The 16,012-nt window shown below is 41.4% G+C and carries 12 protein-coding genes; 9 read left to right on the plus strand and 3 right to left on the minus strand.

The window, feature by feature from the left end; all coding sequences use genetic code 11:
- The first annotated feature begins 25 nt into the window (after positions 1 to 25).
- The 5 genes from hflX to AC0YOD_RS10160 all read left to right on the plus strand — a co-directional run bounded on the left by hflX (position 26) and on the right by AC0YOD_RS10160 (position 4,919).
- Entirely contained in the window at positions 26 to 1,318 is a 1,293-nt protein-coding gene (hflX, locus tag AC0YOD_RS10140) for a GTPase HflX (RefSeq protein WP_475799143.1), read from the plus strand.
- A gap of 118 nt (positions 1,319 to 1,436) precedes the next feature.
- Positions 1,437 to 2,729 carry a methionine gamma-lyase family protein gene (locus tag AC0YOD_RS10145; RefSeq protein ID WP_475799144.1) on the plus strand — a complete coding sequence of 431 codons (1,293 nt, stop codon included), beginning with the start codon at positions 1,437 to 1,439 and terminating at the stop codon, positions 2,727 to 2,729.
- Between the two features lie 68 nt (positions 2,730 to 2,797).
- Entirely contained in the window at positions 2,798 to 3,208 is a 411-nt protein-coding gene (locus AC0YOD_RS10150) for a MerR family transcriptional regulator (RefSeq protein WP_076334621.1), read from the plus strand.
- Positions 3,209 to 3,253: 45 nt separating this feature from the next.
- Positions 3,254 to 4,582: a type I glutamate--ammonia ligase gene (glnA, locus tag AC0YOD_RS10155; RefSeq protein WP_475799145.1), complete on the plus strand. Its 1,329-nt coding sequence runs from the start codon at positions 3,254 to 3,256 to the stop codon at positions 4,580 to 4,582.
- 139 nt (positions 4,583 to 4,721) lie between these two features.
- Positions 4,722 to 4,919, plus strand: coding sequence for a YjcZ family sporulation protein (locus AC0YOD_RS10160; protein ID WP_475799146.1), 198 nt, complete (start codon positions 4,722 to 4,724; stop codon positions 4,917 to 4,919).
- Positions 4,920 to 6,457: 1,538 nt separating this feature from the next.
- On the opposite strand, the gene AC0YOD_RS10165 is transcribed toward AC0YOD_RS10160, so the two are convergent.
- The gene (locus AC0YOD_RS10165) at positions 6,458 to 7,333 is read right to left on the minus strand and encodes a LysR family transcriptional regulator (protein ID WP_475799147.1); all 876 of its coding nucleotides are present in this window, start codon (positions 7,331 to 7,333) and stop codon (positions 6,458 to 6,460) included.
- 129 nt (positions 7,334 to 7,462) lie between these two features.
- Here AC0YOD_RS10165 and AC0YOD_RS10170 point away from each other — a divergent pair, with 129 nt between their 5' ends.
- The 3 genes from AC0YOD_RS10170 to AC0YOD_RS10180 all read left to right on the plus strand — a co-directional run bounded on the left by AC0YOD_RS10170 (position 7,463) and on the right by AC0YOD_RS10180 (position 9,465).
- On the plus strand, positions 7,463 to 8,647 hold the full coding sequence (locus AC0YOD_RS10170) for an MFS transporter (protein WP_475799148.1): 1,185 nt from the start codon (positions 7,463 to 7,465) through the stop codon (positions 8,645 to 8,647).
- Between the two features lie 166 nt (positions 8,648 to 8,813).
- Positions 8,814 to 9,044, plus strand: a complete 231-nt coding sequence (locus AC0YOD_RS10175; protein WP_475799149.1) for a hypothetical protein — start codon at positions 8,814 to 8,816, stop codon at positions 9,042 to 9,044.
- Positions 9,045 to 9,057: 13 nt separating this feature from the next.
- Positions 9,058 to 9,465 (plus strand): hypothetical protein, encoded by a 408-nt coding sequence (locus AC0YOD_RS10180; protein ID WP_475799150.1) that lies wholly within the window; start codon positions 9,058 to 9,060, stop codon positions 9,463 to 9,465.
- 72 nt (positions 9,466 to 9,537) lie between these two features.
- Here the strand turns inward: AC0YOD_RS10180 and AC0YOD_RS10185 are convergent, their stop codons facing one another.
- Complete coding sequence (locus AC0YOD_RS10185; RefSeq protein WP_475799151.1) at positions 9,538 to 9,792, minus strand: hypothetical protein; 255 nt, start codon at positions 9,790 to 9,792, stop codon at positions 9,538 to 9,540.
- 161 nt (positions 9,793 to 9,953) lie between these two features.
- Positions 9,954 to 10,061 (minus strand): YjcZ family sporulation protein, encoded by a 108-nt coding sequence (locus AC0YOD_RS10190; RefSeq protein WP_475799152.1) that lies wholly within the window; start codon positions 10,059 to 10,061, stop codon positions 9,954 to 9,956.
- A gap of 612 nt (positions 10,062 to 10,673) precedes the next feature.
- Between AC0YOD_RS10190 and AC0YOD_RS10195 the strand changes: the two genes are divergently transcribed.
- Positions 10,674 to 15,584 carry an endo-1,4-beta-xylanase gene (locus AC0YOD_RS10195; protein ID WP_475799153.1) on the plus strand — a complete coding sequence of 1,637 codons (4,911 nt, stop codon included), beginning with the start codon at positions 10,674 to 10,676 and terminating at the stop codon, positions 15,582 to 15,584.
- Positions 15,585 to 16,012 lie beyond the last annotated feature (428 nt).

The raw sequence follows: 16,012 nt of genomic DNA on the forward strand, positions 1-16,012 counted from the left end.
CGCAGAAGGTTAGAAGGAGTATGAGATGAGCGAGAAGACATTCGATACGAATCCCGATATGATTGAGAAAGCGATATTGATTAGCTTGGTTACTTCAAATGACAAGCGAAAGGGCGGAGATCCTGAGCATTCCTTGCAGGAGTTAGTCCAACTGACCGAAACCGCAGGTGTAGAGGTTCTTACTACCATAACGCAAAATAAAGAATCTGTGGATTCCAAATGGTTTATTGGAAAAGGCAAGGTACAAGAGGTCAAAGCTTTGGCAGAAGAATTTGGCGCAACGACAGCCATATTTGATCAAGAGCTCTCTGGGGCACAGGTAAGAAACCTTGAAGAGGCGCTTGATTTGAAAATAGTAGACCGTACACAGCTGATTTTAGATATTTTTGCGGGACGTGCGAAAACAAGAGAAGGTATTATTCAGGTCGAGCTTGCACAGCTCAGCTACTTGCTGCCGCGTTTATCTGGTCAAAGCAAAAACCTCTCTCGTCTTGGCGGTGGAATCGGGACGCGCGGTCCCGGTGAGACAAAGCTGGAAACCGATCGCCGTCACATTCGTGATCGAATCTTCGATCTGAAGACAGTCCTCGATGAGCTTGTTCGTCATCGGAAGCTGCATAGAGAGCGGCGGAAGAAATCTGGGGCCATTCAAGTTGCTCTGGTAGGCTATACGAATGCAGGTAAATCCACTTTGCTGCGGGAATTAACGCAAGCTGATGTTTATGTAGAGAATCAACTTTTCGCTACACTGGATCCAACATCGCGTGCGCTAGAGCTTCCTAACGGCCGTGAAGTAGTCCTGACGGATACGGTAGGCTTTATTCAGAATCTGCCCCATGACCTTGTTGCTGCTTTCCGTGCGACGCTAGAGGAAGTGTGTGAGGCTGATCTGGTTTTGCATGTCATTGACAGCAGCTCCGTGATGCGTGATGAGCAAATAAAAGTGGTAAATAAAATCATGGGTGACCTTGGCGCATCCGACAAGCCTACGGTAATGGTCTATAACAAAAAGGATATGGTCAGCGAAAACGGTACATTAGCCGATTTGCCATTGACAGGCGGCGATACACTCGTTATTAGCGCCTATGAGGCAGACGATCTTGAGCTCCTTCGTCTGACAATTCAAGATAAGCTAAGCGGTGATACGCTCACCTTTAACGTGCCAGCTGAGCGCGGCGACCTAATTGCACTTGCCTACCGCAGCGGTGAGGTAATCAATCAAGAGGTTAACGAGGAATCGCTGCGTCTGACCGTTCAAGTGAGCAGACAGCAATATGAGCAGCATGGTCATCGACTGAAGGAATATGTAGAGAAGTAAGTTTTGCAGTGCAAGACTATGCAGATGCTTACAAAGCTAAGTTTTGCTGCGCAAAACGAAGCGAATGCTTACGAAGTTAAGTTTTGCTGCGCAAAACTTTTAAGGAGAAGATATTGTAATGAGTATGCAACATGAGAATCAGGCGCTCTGGGAGCAGCTAGAAGGGCTGGCAGAGGAAGCCGAGTTGTTGGCAACCGAAGCCTTTCGATCAGTTGACCGAATTGCAGAGCGCAATCAGTGGAAAGTCATTCAGGCGTTTCAAAAACATAAAGTAAGTGATTTTCATTTTACGGGTTCAACAGGTTATGGCTATAACGATCGCGGCCGTGAAGTTTTGGATCTTGTCTATGCCGATGTAATGGGAGCGGAAGCTGCTATTGTCAGACCTCATTTCGTGTCTGGAACACATACCATTAGCTGTGCTTTATTTGGGGTGCTGCGGCCAGGCGATGAGCTTTTGTATATAACCGGAAGACCTTACGATACACTACATAAGGTTATTGGTAAACCTGGCGACGGTACAGGGTCCTTGCAGGATTTTGGCATCAGATACTCAGAGGTTCCGCTCCAAGAGGATGGAAGCTTGAATTGGGAAGAAATTGAAAAATCCATTCGTTCAACAACGAAAGTAATCGGCATACAGCGCTCGCGCGGCTATGATTGGCGAGCGTCATTCACCATAGCTGAAATTGAAGCAATGGTGAAGCGTGTGAAAGCTGTAAAGCCGGATCTCCTTGTTTTTGTAGATAATTGCTATGGTGAGTTTACGGAGCTTCTCGAGCCAACTGAGGTTGGCGTAGATTTGATGGCAGGGTCTCTTATCAAGAACCCAGGCGGGGGCTTGGCGGAGACGGGCGGATACATCGCAGGGAAGGCCTCTGCTGTTGAGGCTGCTGCCTATCGATTGACAGCTCCTGGGATTGGCGGAGAAGTTGGAGCTATGCTTGGTACTCTTCGTAACATATACCAAGGACTATTTTTAGCTCCTCACCTAGTGGGACAAGCCATTAAAGGCAGCGTACTGGCAGCGGCGATGTTCGAAGAGTTGGGTTTTGAAACGAAGCCCCGATGGAATGAACCGCGTACGGATCTCATCCAAGCTGTGCGATTTGGACAAGCGGAACAGCTTATCGCTTTCGTTCAAGGCATTCAGCAGGCGGCAGCGGTAGATTCACATGTTGTGCCTGAACCATGGGATATGCCGGGTTATGAGAATGCTGTCATTATGGCGGCGGGAACATTCATACAAGGTGGGAGCCTAGAGCTTTCTGCGGATGCGCCTATTCGTGAACCTTACATCGCTTACATGCAAGGCGGGCTTACATATGCTCATGCCAAATATGGTGTTTTGACGGCGTTATATCGACTCGTGAATAGCGGATTAATTGTGACCAAACCTTACACAACTTGACACATTTGCGGTATAACGTTTAGAATGGACATAGTAAAGTAAATGAGCGACTGGAAGGTTGATGCGACATGGCTGATGAGATTCGTAGAAATATGGCCTTATTTCCCATCGGTATCGTAATGAAACTGACGGACTTAACGGCCCGCCAAATTCGATATTATGAGCAGCATGAATTAATTGTGCCTGCTAGAACAGCAGGGAATCAACGATTATTTTCGTTTAATGACGTAGAGCGGCTTTTGGAAATAAAATCATTGATTGAAAAAGGCGTCAACATTGCGGGTATTAAGCAAGTGATGAATCCGGTTTCCAAGGAATCCGATGATGCTACGATTGTAAGTGAACAATCCGAAGTGAAGCGTCGGGAGCTATCCGATCAACAGCTTCACAGACTGCTTAAGCAGCAGCTTCTAGAAAAAAGACCAGGCCAAGCTTCACTTATTCAAGGTCAATTGACCCGTTTCTTAAATAAACGTTAATTTGATTTTCAACAACTAACGTTAGCTAACTGAGGAGATGATTCTGTGAGTTATACTAAAGAGGATATTAAACGTATTACACAGGAACAAAATGTTCGTTTTATTCGTTTGCAATTTACGGATTTGCTAGGAACGATTAAAAACGTAGAAATTCCTGTGAGCCAACTTGATAAAGCACTAGACAATAAAATGATGTTTGATGGTTCTTCCATCGAAGGCTATGTTCGTATTGAAGAATCGGACATGTACTTATATCCTGACTTAGATACTTGGGTTGTATTCCCTTGGGTAACGCAAGATCGCGTAGCACGTTTGATTTGCGACATCTACATGCCGGATGGGACGCCATTCGCTGGAGATCCGCGCGGTATTTTGAAGCGTGCCTTGAAGGAAGCAGAAGAGATGGGATACACTGCAATGAATGTTGGTCCAGAGCCGGAATTTTTCTTGTTCAAAACGGATGAGCGCGGCGAGCCAACTACTGAGCTAAATGACCAAGGCGGATACTTCGACTTAGCCCCTATGGATATGGGTGAGAACTGTCGTCGTGAGATCGTTCTTACACTGGAAGAAATGGGCTTCGAAATTGAAGCTTCACATCATGAAGTAGCTCCTGGCCAGCATGAAATTGATTTCAAATATGCAGATGCCATTAAAGCTGCCGATCAAATTCAAACGTTCAAGCTCGTTGTAAAAACCGTTGCTCGTGAGCATGGCTTGCATGCATCATTTATGCCTAAACCGCTGTTTGGCGTGAATGGATCAGGTATGCACTGTCACCAATCCTTATTCCAAGGCGACTCTAACGTTTTTTATGATGAGAAGGACAAGCTGGGTCTTAGCGCAACTGCTCGTCAATACATGGCAGGCATTCTTGTACATGCCCGTGCAATGGCTGCAATTACAAACCCAACGATCAATTCCTATAAGCGTCTCGTTCCTGGCTACGAAGCTCCATGTTACGTTGCATGGTCTGCAAGTAACCGTTCGCCAATGATTCGTATTCCGGCTTCACGCGGTCTCAGCACGCGCGTAGAGGTTCGTAACCCGGATCCTGCAGCGAATCCTTACTTAGCACTTGCCGTGATGCTGAAAGCGGGCCTTGACGGTATTAAGAACAGAATGCCGCTGCCGGCACCAACAGATCGGAATATCTACATCATGACAGAAGAAGAGCGTCAGGATTCAGGCATTCCTAGCTTGCCGCTGGATCTGAAAGAAGCACTTGATGAGATGCTGAGAAGCGACATCGTTTGTGAAGCACTTGGCGATCACGCACTTGCTCACTTCTACGAGTTGAAAGAAATCGAATGGGATATGTACAGAACGCAAGTTCACCAATGGGAACGCGATCAATACCTAACTCTATACTAATACCAAAACCCCTCGGCGCTTTAAGCACCGAGGGGTTTTTTTGGATACCGGATTAAAGAGTCCATTTTTTTGTACTGCCCAAACCTTTCAACAATATAGACATATGCTACTCTGTACCTAAACAAAAGGAGATGAACACATGGGCGGTTATGGAGTAGGAAATGTGGGCGGCGTAGGTCAAGGACCTGTTGGATATGGAAATAACGTAGCAGGCGTAAATCAAGGCTACGGCGGCTGCAATGTTGGTTGCGGCGGCGGAGGTTTCGGAAGTACCTTCGGAATCATTCTAGTTCTGTTTATCCTTCTTGTAATAATCTCACGTTCTATCCTGTTTTAATTAAACCTCTCGTGCTCGACAATACGTTGAGTATCCACTAAGCAAAACAGCAACAAGATATATGTATGCAGCAGATGCTCTTATCCTTATTTTAGGATAAGAGCATTTTTCATTTTTATTTAGCGATCAGCTTGAAAGGTAACTGAATTCAAATAGCATTACACTAACCATTCAATGGATGATATTGTTGTTAGGAGATGAGGTACATGCAGACGCACCTATTTTTTTAATGTATCAAGATTTTCGGCGTTTTGATCACAAAACACTGCATATTGTTGAAAATCAATGGTTCCTCTTCTATTTCAAATTAATTTTCAATGAATTAACATAAAATGGTTGAAAGAACATAAAGATGAAACATTATTATTTCTAGGTGCATTAAAATTAAATTATGAAAATTATCAAAAAAATATAAGATCGATTACTAATTGAATGAATCTCAAAAACAATAACATATGAAACAAAAAAAAACTTTAAAAGATTAAATATTTTCTAATACCCTAATTAAATAGAGATCAGTATAGTCGAATTCTGGTAATTGTATTTTTATATTAAATAAGTGTTTTAATATCATTAGTTATTAAAATAACCATAATAGAAAAAAAACAATATAAAAAAGATTTGCTCGATCGAGAGCGTATAAATTGTAAACTTGTTATCAATGTTGCTTCAATTACTTTAATTAGGCTGCAATAATTCTGAGAAAATAGGTGACTAACTGCGTAAAGAGATGATTTCAATCTTGTTGTTTATTCTTGAAGAACCCAGTGAAAATACAATAGTTTCTTTATTCCAGCTATGAGTTACGTATTCGAGATTCCGTAAATAATCTTTAGGACAATAGCTCAATAACAATATAATATACATATTAAGATAAATTATTATTTTCCAAATATACCTATATTCATAATGGTTCAATCACTATTAAGTAAGTTATCGGCGACAGTAATCTCACTAGCGATAAGGAAATCGAATCAATCGTATTTTTTGATAAAGTAATTCCAATCACAAATTGAATCTCCATTAATACTCGTAGGAAGTTGTTACGTTTCTAGGGCCTTATACATTTAAAAATCCATATCCATGGGGTGAATGATTTGAAATACTTTATAGATGAGATTATATATACATCCTTATTTGATGAAAATGAAGAATCCGAAAGGCGTTGGGAGAACGCTCATTTAGAATACCGTATTAGTTTAGAGCTATTAAAAAATAAGGTTTCAAGAAGCGTATGGAGATTGGCTTATAAACATAAACTTCATGATGCTAGGTTTGTTGTATATATTCAGAATTACTGATGGTAGACAACAATACCTTATCGCATGAGTTACTGTTTGCAACGTGTGCGATGTTTTATTTTGAGTTCGAGAAAGTTATATTGAAGAAGTAGAAAACCAAAACCTTGATTGGTACTGTTCCATTCAAGGTTTTTTGCTTTAGTTAAAGCGCCCATAAAAACGATCAAATTCCCTTTGGAAATTAACGAATAAATCCTTCACCATATGTCTAAAACTATAATTTAATTGATGCCTTCATTATTTGAAATAATCAATGGTTTGACGGATGAATGCTTTTGCAGAATGTCCAATAAATCGGTCGGCTCGATATACAATTTCAAAGCTTCGGATGGGAGCGTCATCCAGAATTCGGATACAATGCAGTGACGGCTCATTCATTGCTTCAATGAGTGCATATGGCTGAACGGTACCACCGATATTTGCTTTGACTAGGCTGATGATGGATGTAGCTGAAGCCGTTTCCATAATGGTATTTAGTGCGAAACCATATTTACGGCACCAGTTGTCAATCAGTTCTCTTCCGGTGAAGCCTTCTGGATACATAACGGTTTGAATTTGTCGTAAATCGTTAATCGAAATAGATTGGCGATCCGCCCATGCATGACTTTTTGATACGACCAGTACGTATTCCTCTTGGGCTAAAGGGATTTGTATGAGCCTCTCATCAGGTGGGGATGTGAGTGCTATGCCGATGTCCACTTCATTCTCCAATACTTGTTTAACACCCGTAATAGAGGATACGACCTTCAACTTCACCAAAGGAAATTCGGTGTGAAAATCAATCAAGAGCTTTGTAATTCTATAATCTAGATCAGATGGCAAGACACCGATTACCAAAGTTCCTTGTTGTCCGCTGCGAAATTCTGCAATGGCAGCCTGTGTATTTTCTAAATGATTAACCATCTGAAGGCTGTAATCCAAAAGCAAGGTCCCTGCCTGTGTCATCATAATTTTTTTGCCTACCCGATCAAATAGAGGGACTCCGAGCTCATCCTCCAATGCACGAATTTGTTGGCTTAATGTTGGCTGAGCAATTCCTATTTTCTCAGCTGCTCTTGTGAAATGCAGTTCCTTACATACGACTATGAAATTTTCTAATTGTCGAATTTCCAAGCTATCACTCCCGATTCATTCAAATTATCAATGATTATAATAGATATTATTATATTGTTCAATCATTCGAGCGCATATATACTACTAAAGTAACATTCGAAAAGTAATTCAACTTAGAGGAGAACCAAAATGAAAAATGTTTATTTAGTAATTGCGCTCATTCTTGCATCTTTGAATTTAAGGCCTTCCATCACTTCGATCCCTCCAATACTGGGAACAATACAGGAAGATCTTGGCATAAGCGGTTCGGTTGTAAGTTTATTGACTTCACTTCCTGTTCTATGTATGGGATTATTCGCGCCACTTGCTGTTAGGCTTAACAGACGTTATGGTACGGAACGAGCAATATCGATCGCCTTACTGATCATAGGTGCAGCAACAGCTCTCCGCTATTTTGCAGTATCAACGTATTCTCTATTGATTACTTCTTTCCTTACAGGAGTAGGTATTGCTATCATTGGACCGCTGTTGTCCGGTTTTATTAAACGTTATTTCCCAAAACGTGCGTCTACTATGGTAGGAATTTATTCAACGGCTATGGTGGTAGGTGCCGTACTCAGCGTCTGGTTATCCGTACCCCTACAGAAGGCTTTTAATGGCGAGTGGAATGTGTCATTGAGCGTATGGGCGCTCTTTGCAGTCATCGCCTTGCCTGTCTGGCTGAGATTGGCTTCAAAAATAAAGAAGGAAGATACAAAGCTCCAAATATCTGAAAACGTCGTTCGTATTCCTTTGAAAAACAGAAGAGCGTGGGTATTGACATTGTCTTTTGGATTAATGTCTGCCATTTTTTACTCTGTAACCACGTGGTTCGCACCTGCAGTACAAAGCATGGGCTATTCGAAGGAAACAGCAGGAACGATGCAAACCATGTTAACTTTGATTTCATTGCCAGCTACACTTTTAATACCGATTGGGGTTCAACGTTTCAAGAAGCGGTTATGGTGGCTGATTGGCTGTTCGATAATGGAGCTCGCAGGTGTGTTTATGCTTAATATGTCTGTTAGTCCTTGGCTTGCAGCGATAGCGCTTGGCATTGGAACGGGGGGATTATTCCCTATTGCGTTGATGCTTCCAATCGATGAAACACGTAATGGGATGGAGGCTAACACTTGGTCTGCTATGGTTCAGTCTGGAGGTTATATTTTAGGTGCAATAGGTCCGATCTTAATTGGTATGATTCATGATTTCTCAGACAGCTTCATTAAAGCCTTTTACGCCCTTGCAATCATCATCATCCTGCAAATTGTGATTCAATTTATTATCGGAAACAAGAAGGAAGCAACTATTCAGGAAGTTACAAAAACCAATTAATAATGCTTGTACAAGCGAATGAAAGCTGGTGTCGATATTAAATCGATATCGGCTTTTTGAACTTTTAAATGACCTTTATCGTTCTTTGTTAAAAATGGCTTATATTGTAACTTTAATCGGCTCTGGTACGTTATTAAGGGAGGAAGATACAAAGGGGGAATAGAATTTGATCGTACGAGTTTCATATATATTAGCAATTGTATCCTTATTAACTTTCATCATTTCTGGCATACTGGGTGCTACATGCTCTATAGTTGGCATCATAACTGGTTTAATTGGAGTGATTACGTTAAAGAGCAAAAAAGCGGTTTTTGCATTGTTGCTTAACGTTATCGTTTTTCTTGTCATTATGGCAACTTATGTAATGGTATTTAAAAGCTTCACGTCGATCGAATGAGCGAGATGAATCCATGAAGACAGCTTACACATCTATTTTTCTGCTATTTATTGCTTTGCTTATGATTACAGGTTGCAGTAAAACGGAAATAGCAGCTCAGTCCAAAAAACTCTATGAGCTGTATCCAGGCGAAATAGAGAAAGTTGATTTTATCGAGATTGTGAATGGGTCTACAGGTGAACGCAAATCTTTTGAAAATGCGGCGTATATACAGGATTGGATTAAGAAAGTTCGTAATCTGAGCTTTGATCTCGACCCAAATCAGGAGATGCGGGATGGTTACCTTTATAGCGTATCTCTGTACGAAAACAATAAAATAATTTTTGGGTTCACATCAAACAGCGCGAGCGATGGGCGTTATTATTTGAATAATGAAGATTTGATAAGCCGATTGAAGGAGCTATTTGAAATGGAGCCATAACAAAAATCGGGGACCTTGACGGTTCCCGATTTTTAAATGGTTCTATATAATTTTTTTGGACGCATTTATGCGTTATTCCTCATCTTTTTCTAAACCCTCTTTAGGGTGTCGGCTTCTTTTTCTCACCCAAGAACCGTTAATAAATTTATTGGCAACTAAAAATAACGGAGTGGCTTCAAGTTCAGTAAGGGATAGCATTTCGGCCCAATTAAAAATAATAATAAACGGCAGCAGTCCAATTGCCAAAATGCCCATTATAAATCCAAAGGAAAGGCTGCGAATGATTTTTCTTATGGTCATCCAATCATCTCCTTTCGGCCAATCCATTCTCATACATTCATATGCTTCGAATTTATTCTCTAGTATGAGATAGGGAAGATGAGTTATTGAGAAACAAGAAAAAGACCCATTTTAAGGGTCTTTTTCTGTGTGATTTATTTACTTGCTTAACACTTGCGTGTATACGAATATACATTTTTTAGATTGGATTAGTAGCCGCCGCCAAAGATACCGCAACTACAAGCGATAATGACCAACAGAATAAAGAGCACCAGGATCGTACCTGTGTTGTTAAAAGCTCCACCGTAACCGGACATTTTTCAATGCACCTCCTTACGATTTGAATACTGTGTAGATTATGCGCCATTCATCCATCCTGATTGGGTGTTTGTCTTGTTTTCAAATAGTTAGGCGCGATAGGAATGTGTGAGATAAGCTGTTTTTGCTATGTATACGAATTAATTGTCCATTTGAGGCTCGTTCATGAACCATGAGATATAAGTGCAATTTTGACAAACAAGAATAGTTGCATTTCTGTTTGCCCAATCCATGCCGAAAAAGGTAGCTCCTCTTGAATTCAACTGCCGAAAATCTTTGGTAAAGGTATTGTTCTGACAACACGGACAAATGATTGGCGAGTTTCCTGCTCTAAATTTCATCTGTAACAGCTCCTTAAAAAATTATATACATAAAATACGTTTGCTATCGAGTTAAGTCTCATTTGAAGCAGTACGAAATATTTAACTATAGTTTGTACAGTAAGTTGTATATTTCCTTGGGTGTAGACTCTTCTTCTTGTCCTGTAAGATATAACTTGGAAGGGAGGACTTGCAGGGATTATTAATTCCGACCCAAATTGTAAACGGTTTCATTCTGTTTGAAGCGGGAAAAAGGATTGGCAACCCAATTAGAGGAGGAAATTCTCGAGTATGATGAAATCTAAGAAACAACTTCGTATGCTTTCGGCTGTCATTTTGACAATTAGTTTACTATTGCCTACAGGTTTGTTTGCAAATCCGGCTGCTGCGGAAGAGAGTGATGTAGATCAGAATACACCTCAAGTCATTGCCTATCACGATTTTGAACAAAATGTCATACCTGTAGGTTGGGCAGCTAGGGGCGGTAATGGATCAACAACGCTGTCATCGAAAGAAGCGAATAGCGGCACACAAAGTCTGGAAATGTCAGGAAGGTCTTCGATTGGTCATATGGCACGGTTATACAACAATAGCTTATGGGAATCTGGTGCAAAATACGAGATCGAAGTATATATGAAACTTGCTGCTGGAACAGCTCCAACGACGGCGACAATGTTCGTATTGGGCAGAGTATCCGATAATGTCGGGGTAGAAGAGGTTCAATTAATGACTGATGATATTACGGATACGAAATGGGTCAAGCTATCTGGACAATACACAGTCAATCCGGGTCATCGAGAAATTATCGTCTATGTTCAACTAAACAATGATGCAACATCGTCCTATTATGTGGATGATTTCAAGCTCACAATGGTTGCTCCAACACCGCCAGAACCTGTAGCCGGCATATATGTCTATCCTTTTGACGATGGAACAGTGCAGGGTTGGACACAGCGAGGCGCGGGTAAGGTCGAGCTGATTACTGATCCAGTTAAATCAGCTCCAAATGCATTGAAATCCAGCGGCAGAACATCATCATGGAATGGTCCAAGCCTAGATGTTAAGGGCATATTGAAAAAAAATGCGACCTATGAAATTTCAGGTCAAGTTAAATTGCCGGAAAAGGCAGCCTCAGAAAGCATAGTTAAACTATCTATGCAGCAGAAACCGTCTGGTGGTGTAACAGCGTGGAAAACAATAGCATCACAGCAAATAACCACTAGAGATTGGACAGAGCTGAGGGGATCTTTTAAATATACAGAGGAGATGGATGATCTAACACTCTATGTTGAAAGCTCTCTTGTAGAGGATATCCTTGTCATTGATGATTTTGTTATCAAAATGACTGAGGCACCGCCGCTCGATCAGTCTGGCATTACTGCGGGCTTTGAGGATGGTTCATCGCAGGGATGGCTTGCGCGCAATGGCAATGATTCGGTAAGGGCAGTTACTACCGATGCCAAGAGCGGGCAATACAGTCTGCTAACAGAAGCATCAGCTCAAAATCAAGGACCTAAGCTAGATGTAACTGGAAAAATGCATAAGGACAGCAGTTATGACTTTTCGGTTTGGGCTAAGCTTCAATCTGGACAAACGGCAACAGAGCTTCGTTTGAGCTTGCAGACTACTTATCAAGGCGTCAATAACTATATTACGCTAGTGGGAAATAAGACGGTAAACGACAGCGAGTGGGTACAATTTAGCGGTCAATATGCCCTGACAACTGTTGCTGATAGTCTAGCCATTTATGTGGAAACAGCAAATAGTCCTGCGAATTTCTATATCGATGATTTTAGCATGCTGCTAAAGCCTCCACTTTCCATTCAAAAAGACATTCCGTCTCTAAAGGATGTTTTCCAAAATGACTTTACAATTGGAGCAGCCATCGAGCCGCAGCAAACGATTGGCACGCACCATGAATTATTAAATAAACACTATAATGTAATCGTTGCTGAAAATGTCATGAAGCCCGGCTTAATTCAGCCGTCAGAGGGACAATTTAACTGGTCAGCTGCTGACGCCCTATTTAAATATGCCGAGGATCATGATATGGAGATGCGATTCCATACCCTTGTATGGCATTCTCAAGCTGCTGAGTGGATGTTTCTCGATCTGAATGGTAATCAAATGATCAACGAGACCGATCCAGTCAAACGAGAGGCTAATAAAGGGCTGCTTCTCAGTCGAATGGAAAATCATATTGAGCAAATCGTGAATCGTTACAAAGACCGTGTATCTGCATGGGATGTGGTGAACGAAGTCATTGATGCCAGTCAGCCAGATGGCATGCGCAACAGTGTATGGTATCAAGTGACAGGTACGGAATATATCGAACGCGCTTTCTTGAAGGTACGTGAGATCGATCCGGATGCGAAGCTTTATATTAATGATTACAATACAGATAATCCGGCAAAACGTGATGCGCTCTATAAATTGGTTACTGATCTTCGTGATAAGAAGGGTATTCCAATCGACGGTGTAGGGCATCAAACGCACATTAATATAAGTACACCATCGATGAGCTCGATTCTTGATTCCATTGTTAAGTTTGGCGAAAGCGGGTTTGATAACCAAATTACGGAGCTCGATATCAATATTTATACCAATGACACCGAGAAATACGATGTCATTCCAGATTCTGTTTTGACAGAGCTTGCTTATCGTTATAAGGATCTGTTTGATGGACTGAAAAGCATTAGCCAATATATTAGCAATGTAACCTTCTGGGGTATTGCCGATGATCATACTTGGCTGAATGATCGACCGAGCGGGAGCGGCCGCCAGAACGCGCCTTTTGTATTTGATAAGGAATTCCAAGCAAAGCTTGCTTATTGGGCGATTGTCGATCCATCCAAACTGCCTATTTTGAATAGCAAAGCAGAGATTACGGAAGGTACTCCTAAGCTCCTTGAAGATTCGCAGCAAGCTTGGGATGTGATCAAACCGTTAAGCTTGAGGACCAGCGAAGAGCTTAGTGGATTATTTAAAGCACTTTGGGACTCTCAGCATCTCTATGTACAGACAATTGTCAAAGATACAAGTTTTAATAACCTGGATACCCTAGAGTTGTTCGTCCAAGATGGTACGAATAAGCATTATATTTTAACACGTGACGGTAAGCCGACCACAGGATTCGTCTATAAAGTTAAGGAAATTGCAGGAGGGTACATGGTTGAGGCGATAATTGAATTAGAGCATACAATTTCCTTAAAGGGTGAGCTCAGATTTGATTCTCGTGTAAAAGATGCCGATACTAACATGATTACATCATGGAGCGACAGAACGAACAGCCAGCATCTATCAGCAGATCATTATGGCGTATTAACGCTTATTGAGGAGTTAAAAGTAGCTAAAGCGCTTTATGGAACTGCTGTTATTGACGGTGACAAGGATGAAATATGGAATTCAGCTCCAGAAATCACAACGGACCGTTGGGTGCAAGGTACAAGTGGTTCAACTGCAAAAGTAAGAACACTTTGGGATTTAGAATACCTTTACGTTTATGCAGAAGTAAGTGACAGCCTATTAAGCAAAAAGTCATCAAATGCTTATGAACAGGACTCTGTTGAAATATTCCTTGATCAAAAAAATGAAAAATCATCCGATTACGGAGGGGATGACGGGCAGTATCGTGTAAACTTTGACAACGAACAAAGCTATGGCGGTGCAGCTACCGCAAGCAATTTCACTACGAAAACAAAACTTGTAGAAGGCGGGTACATTGTAGAGACGCGCATTGCACTTAATAAAATTCAACCAGCAAAGAATGCTCTCATAGGCTTCGACATTCAGGTCAACAATGATGAGTTGGGCAGTGGAAGCAGAAGCTCCGTAGCAATTTGGAATGACACGAGCGGTAATTCATATCAAAATACGTCAAGATTTGGTTTATTGCAGTTAGTGGAGGATTTATCGATAGATCCAGTGGACCCCCAGAATCCCGTTCAGCCACCAGTGACCGTCGCACCATCACTTCCACCACTAACCATTGTAAAAACCTCTGTTGCAGGTGAAGAGCCAATAATGGATATAACGGTTAGTAATGAATATGTTGAAAAAGCGCTGCAATTGGTTATCAATCAGCCATCGCCTAGACAAATTATTATACGCGCTGATGAAGCCGCTTCTCGTTTAAGTGTTACAATACCAGCTATATCCTTAAGCAAAGCTGCGAACACGGCAAGTGAGTTGGAGTTTATGATCGTATCAGGGAATGCGTCTTATCAACTGCCAGTGTCTATAATTAAAAACGCACTAGCTGCTGCTATCGGCGCAGAGATGAAAGATATTACGGTCAAGGTATCGATTTCAGAGATCGGTAAAGAACTTGGAGCAAAATTGAGTAAAGCTGCAGAGGTAAGAGGATTTGAGCTGATCGGTGACGCCTATGATTATGTCTTGTCTGTGCAAGCTGACGGTAAATCGATTGACGTGCCGCTTGGTTCGTCCTATGTGAATCGTTCTATTACGCTTGGTCAAACCAATGATACTGCGGAGTTGACAGCAGTTCTATATGATCCAAGCCTTGACGAATTTACATTCGTACCAGCTCAATTCACCAAGATGAACGGTGAAACGATCGCACAAATCAAACGAAATGGAAACAGCATTTACACAATTGCGAGATTTAGTAAATCATTCAGTGATATCGAATCACACTGGGGGAAAAAAGATGTCGAACTTATGGCTTCTAAGTTGATTGTAAGGGGTGTAACCGATACAAGCTTTAACCCTGACGGAATTATTACTAGAGCTGAATTTGCCGCTATACTTGTAAGAGGCTTAGGCTTAACATCAGTTAGTACAAATGTAAGCAGTCCCTTTAAAGATCTAAAAGGGTCAGAATGGTATGCCAGCGCCGTTCAGACTGCTGCTTCTGCTAAATTAATTGAAGGCTTCAGTGACGGAACCTTCCAGCCAAATGAATCGATAACACGAGAACAGATGGCGGTTATGATCATGAGAGCTGTTCACTTTGTTGGTGAATGGAAGGATGGGCCCTCAGCAACGCTGAATCATTTTGAAGATGCATCGGCTATCAGCGGATGGGCGGTTACACCTATTCAAGATGTAATCGGAGCCGGATTGATGAAAGGGTTAAGTGAAGTTCAATTTGCTCCTCAAGCTTCAGCAACCCGCGCGCAAGCCGTAACGGTATTGAAGAATTTGCTTACTGAGATTCATTTTATTGATTCACTTTAAGGAAGGAGTGAAGAATAGTGGTTGGGGGACGCGAAGCACGATTATTACAATGTAACTTAACTCATTAAAATTAATATCTGGCTGGGTATTTACGTTTGCGAATGAATTGAGCTAGAAACTAGCTCTATTGAGCCACATTCACCACAATCCAGTCATGAATGGGCAAATCGCTAAGAAATAGAGCTAGAAATTAGCTCTATTCTTCAAAAACTAACCAAAAACGGTTAATTAGAGCTAGAAATTAGCTCTATTGAGCCACATTTACCACAAACCAGTCATGTATGGGCAAATCGCAAAGAAATAGAGCTAGAAACTAGCTCTATTCTCCAAAAACTAACCAAAAACGGTTAATTAGAGCTAGAAATTAGCTCTATTGAGCCACATTTACCACAATCCAGTCATGAATGGGCAAATCGCAAAGAAATAGA

This window comes from Paenibacillus sp. J31P13 (assembly GCF_056269295.1).

What these genes read in the sequence shown, in the direction of transcription:
- hflX (WP_475799143.1), top strand. Translation starts at nt 26, where the DNA reads ATGAGCGAGAAGACATTCGATACGAATCCCGATATGATTGAGAAAGCG.
- AC0YOD_RS10145 (WP_475799144.1), top strand. Translation starts at nt 1,437, where the DNA reads ATGAGTATGCAACATGAGAATCAGGCGCTCTGGGAGCAGCTAGAAGGG.
- AC0YOD_RS10150 (WP_076334621.1), top strand. Translation starts at nt 2,798, where the DNA reads ATGGCTGATGAGATTCGTAGAAATATGGCCTTATTTCCCATCGGTATC.
- AC0YOD_RS10160 (WP_475799146.1), top strand. Translation starts at nt 4,722, where the DNA reads ATGGGCGGTTATGGAGTAGGAAATGTGGGCGGCGTAGGTCAAGGACCT.
- AC0YOD_RS10170 (WP_475799148.1), top strand. Translation starts at nt 7,463, where the DNA reads ATGAAAAATGTTTATTTAGTAATTGCGCTCATTCTTGCATCTTTGAAT.
- AC0YOD_RS10180 (WP_475799150.1), top strand. Translation starts at nt 9,058, where the DNA reads ATGAAGACAGCTTACACATCTATTTTTCTGCTATTTATTGCTTTGCTT.
- AC0YOD_RS10185 (WP_475799151.1), bottom strand. Translation starts at nt 9,792, where the DNA reads ATGGATTGGCCGAAAGGAGATGATTGGATGACCATAAGAAAAATCATT.
- AC0YOD_RS10190 (WP_475799152.1), bottom strand. Translation starts at nt 10,061, where the DNA reads ATGTCCGGTTACGGTGGAGCTTTTAACAACACAGGTACGATCCTGGTG.
- AC0YOD_RS10195 (WP_475799153.1), top strand. Translation starts at nt 10,674, where the DNA reads ATGATGAAATCTAAGAAACAACTTCGTATGCTTTCGGCTGTCATTTTG.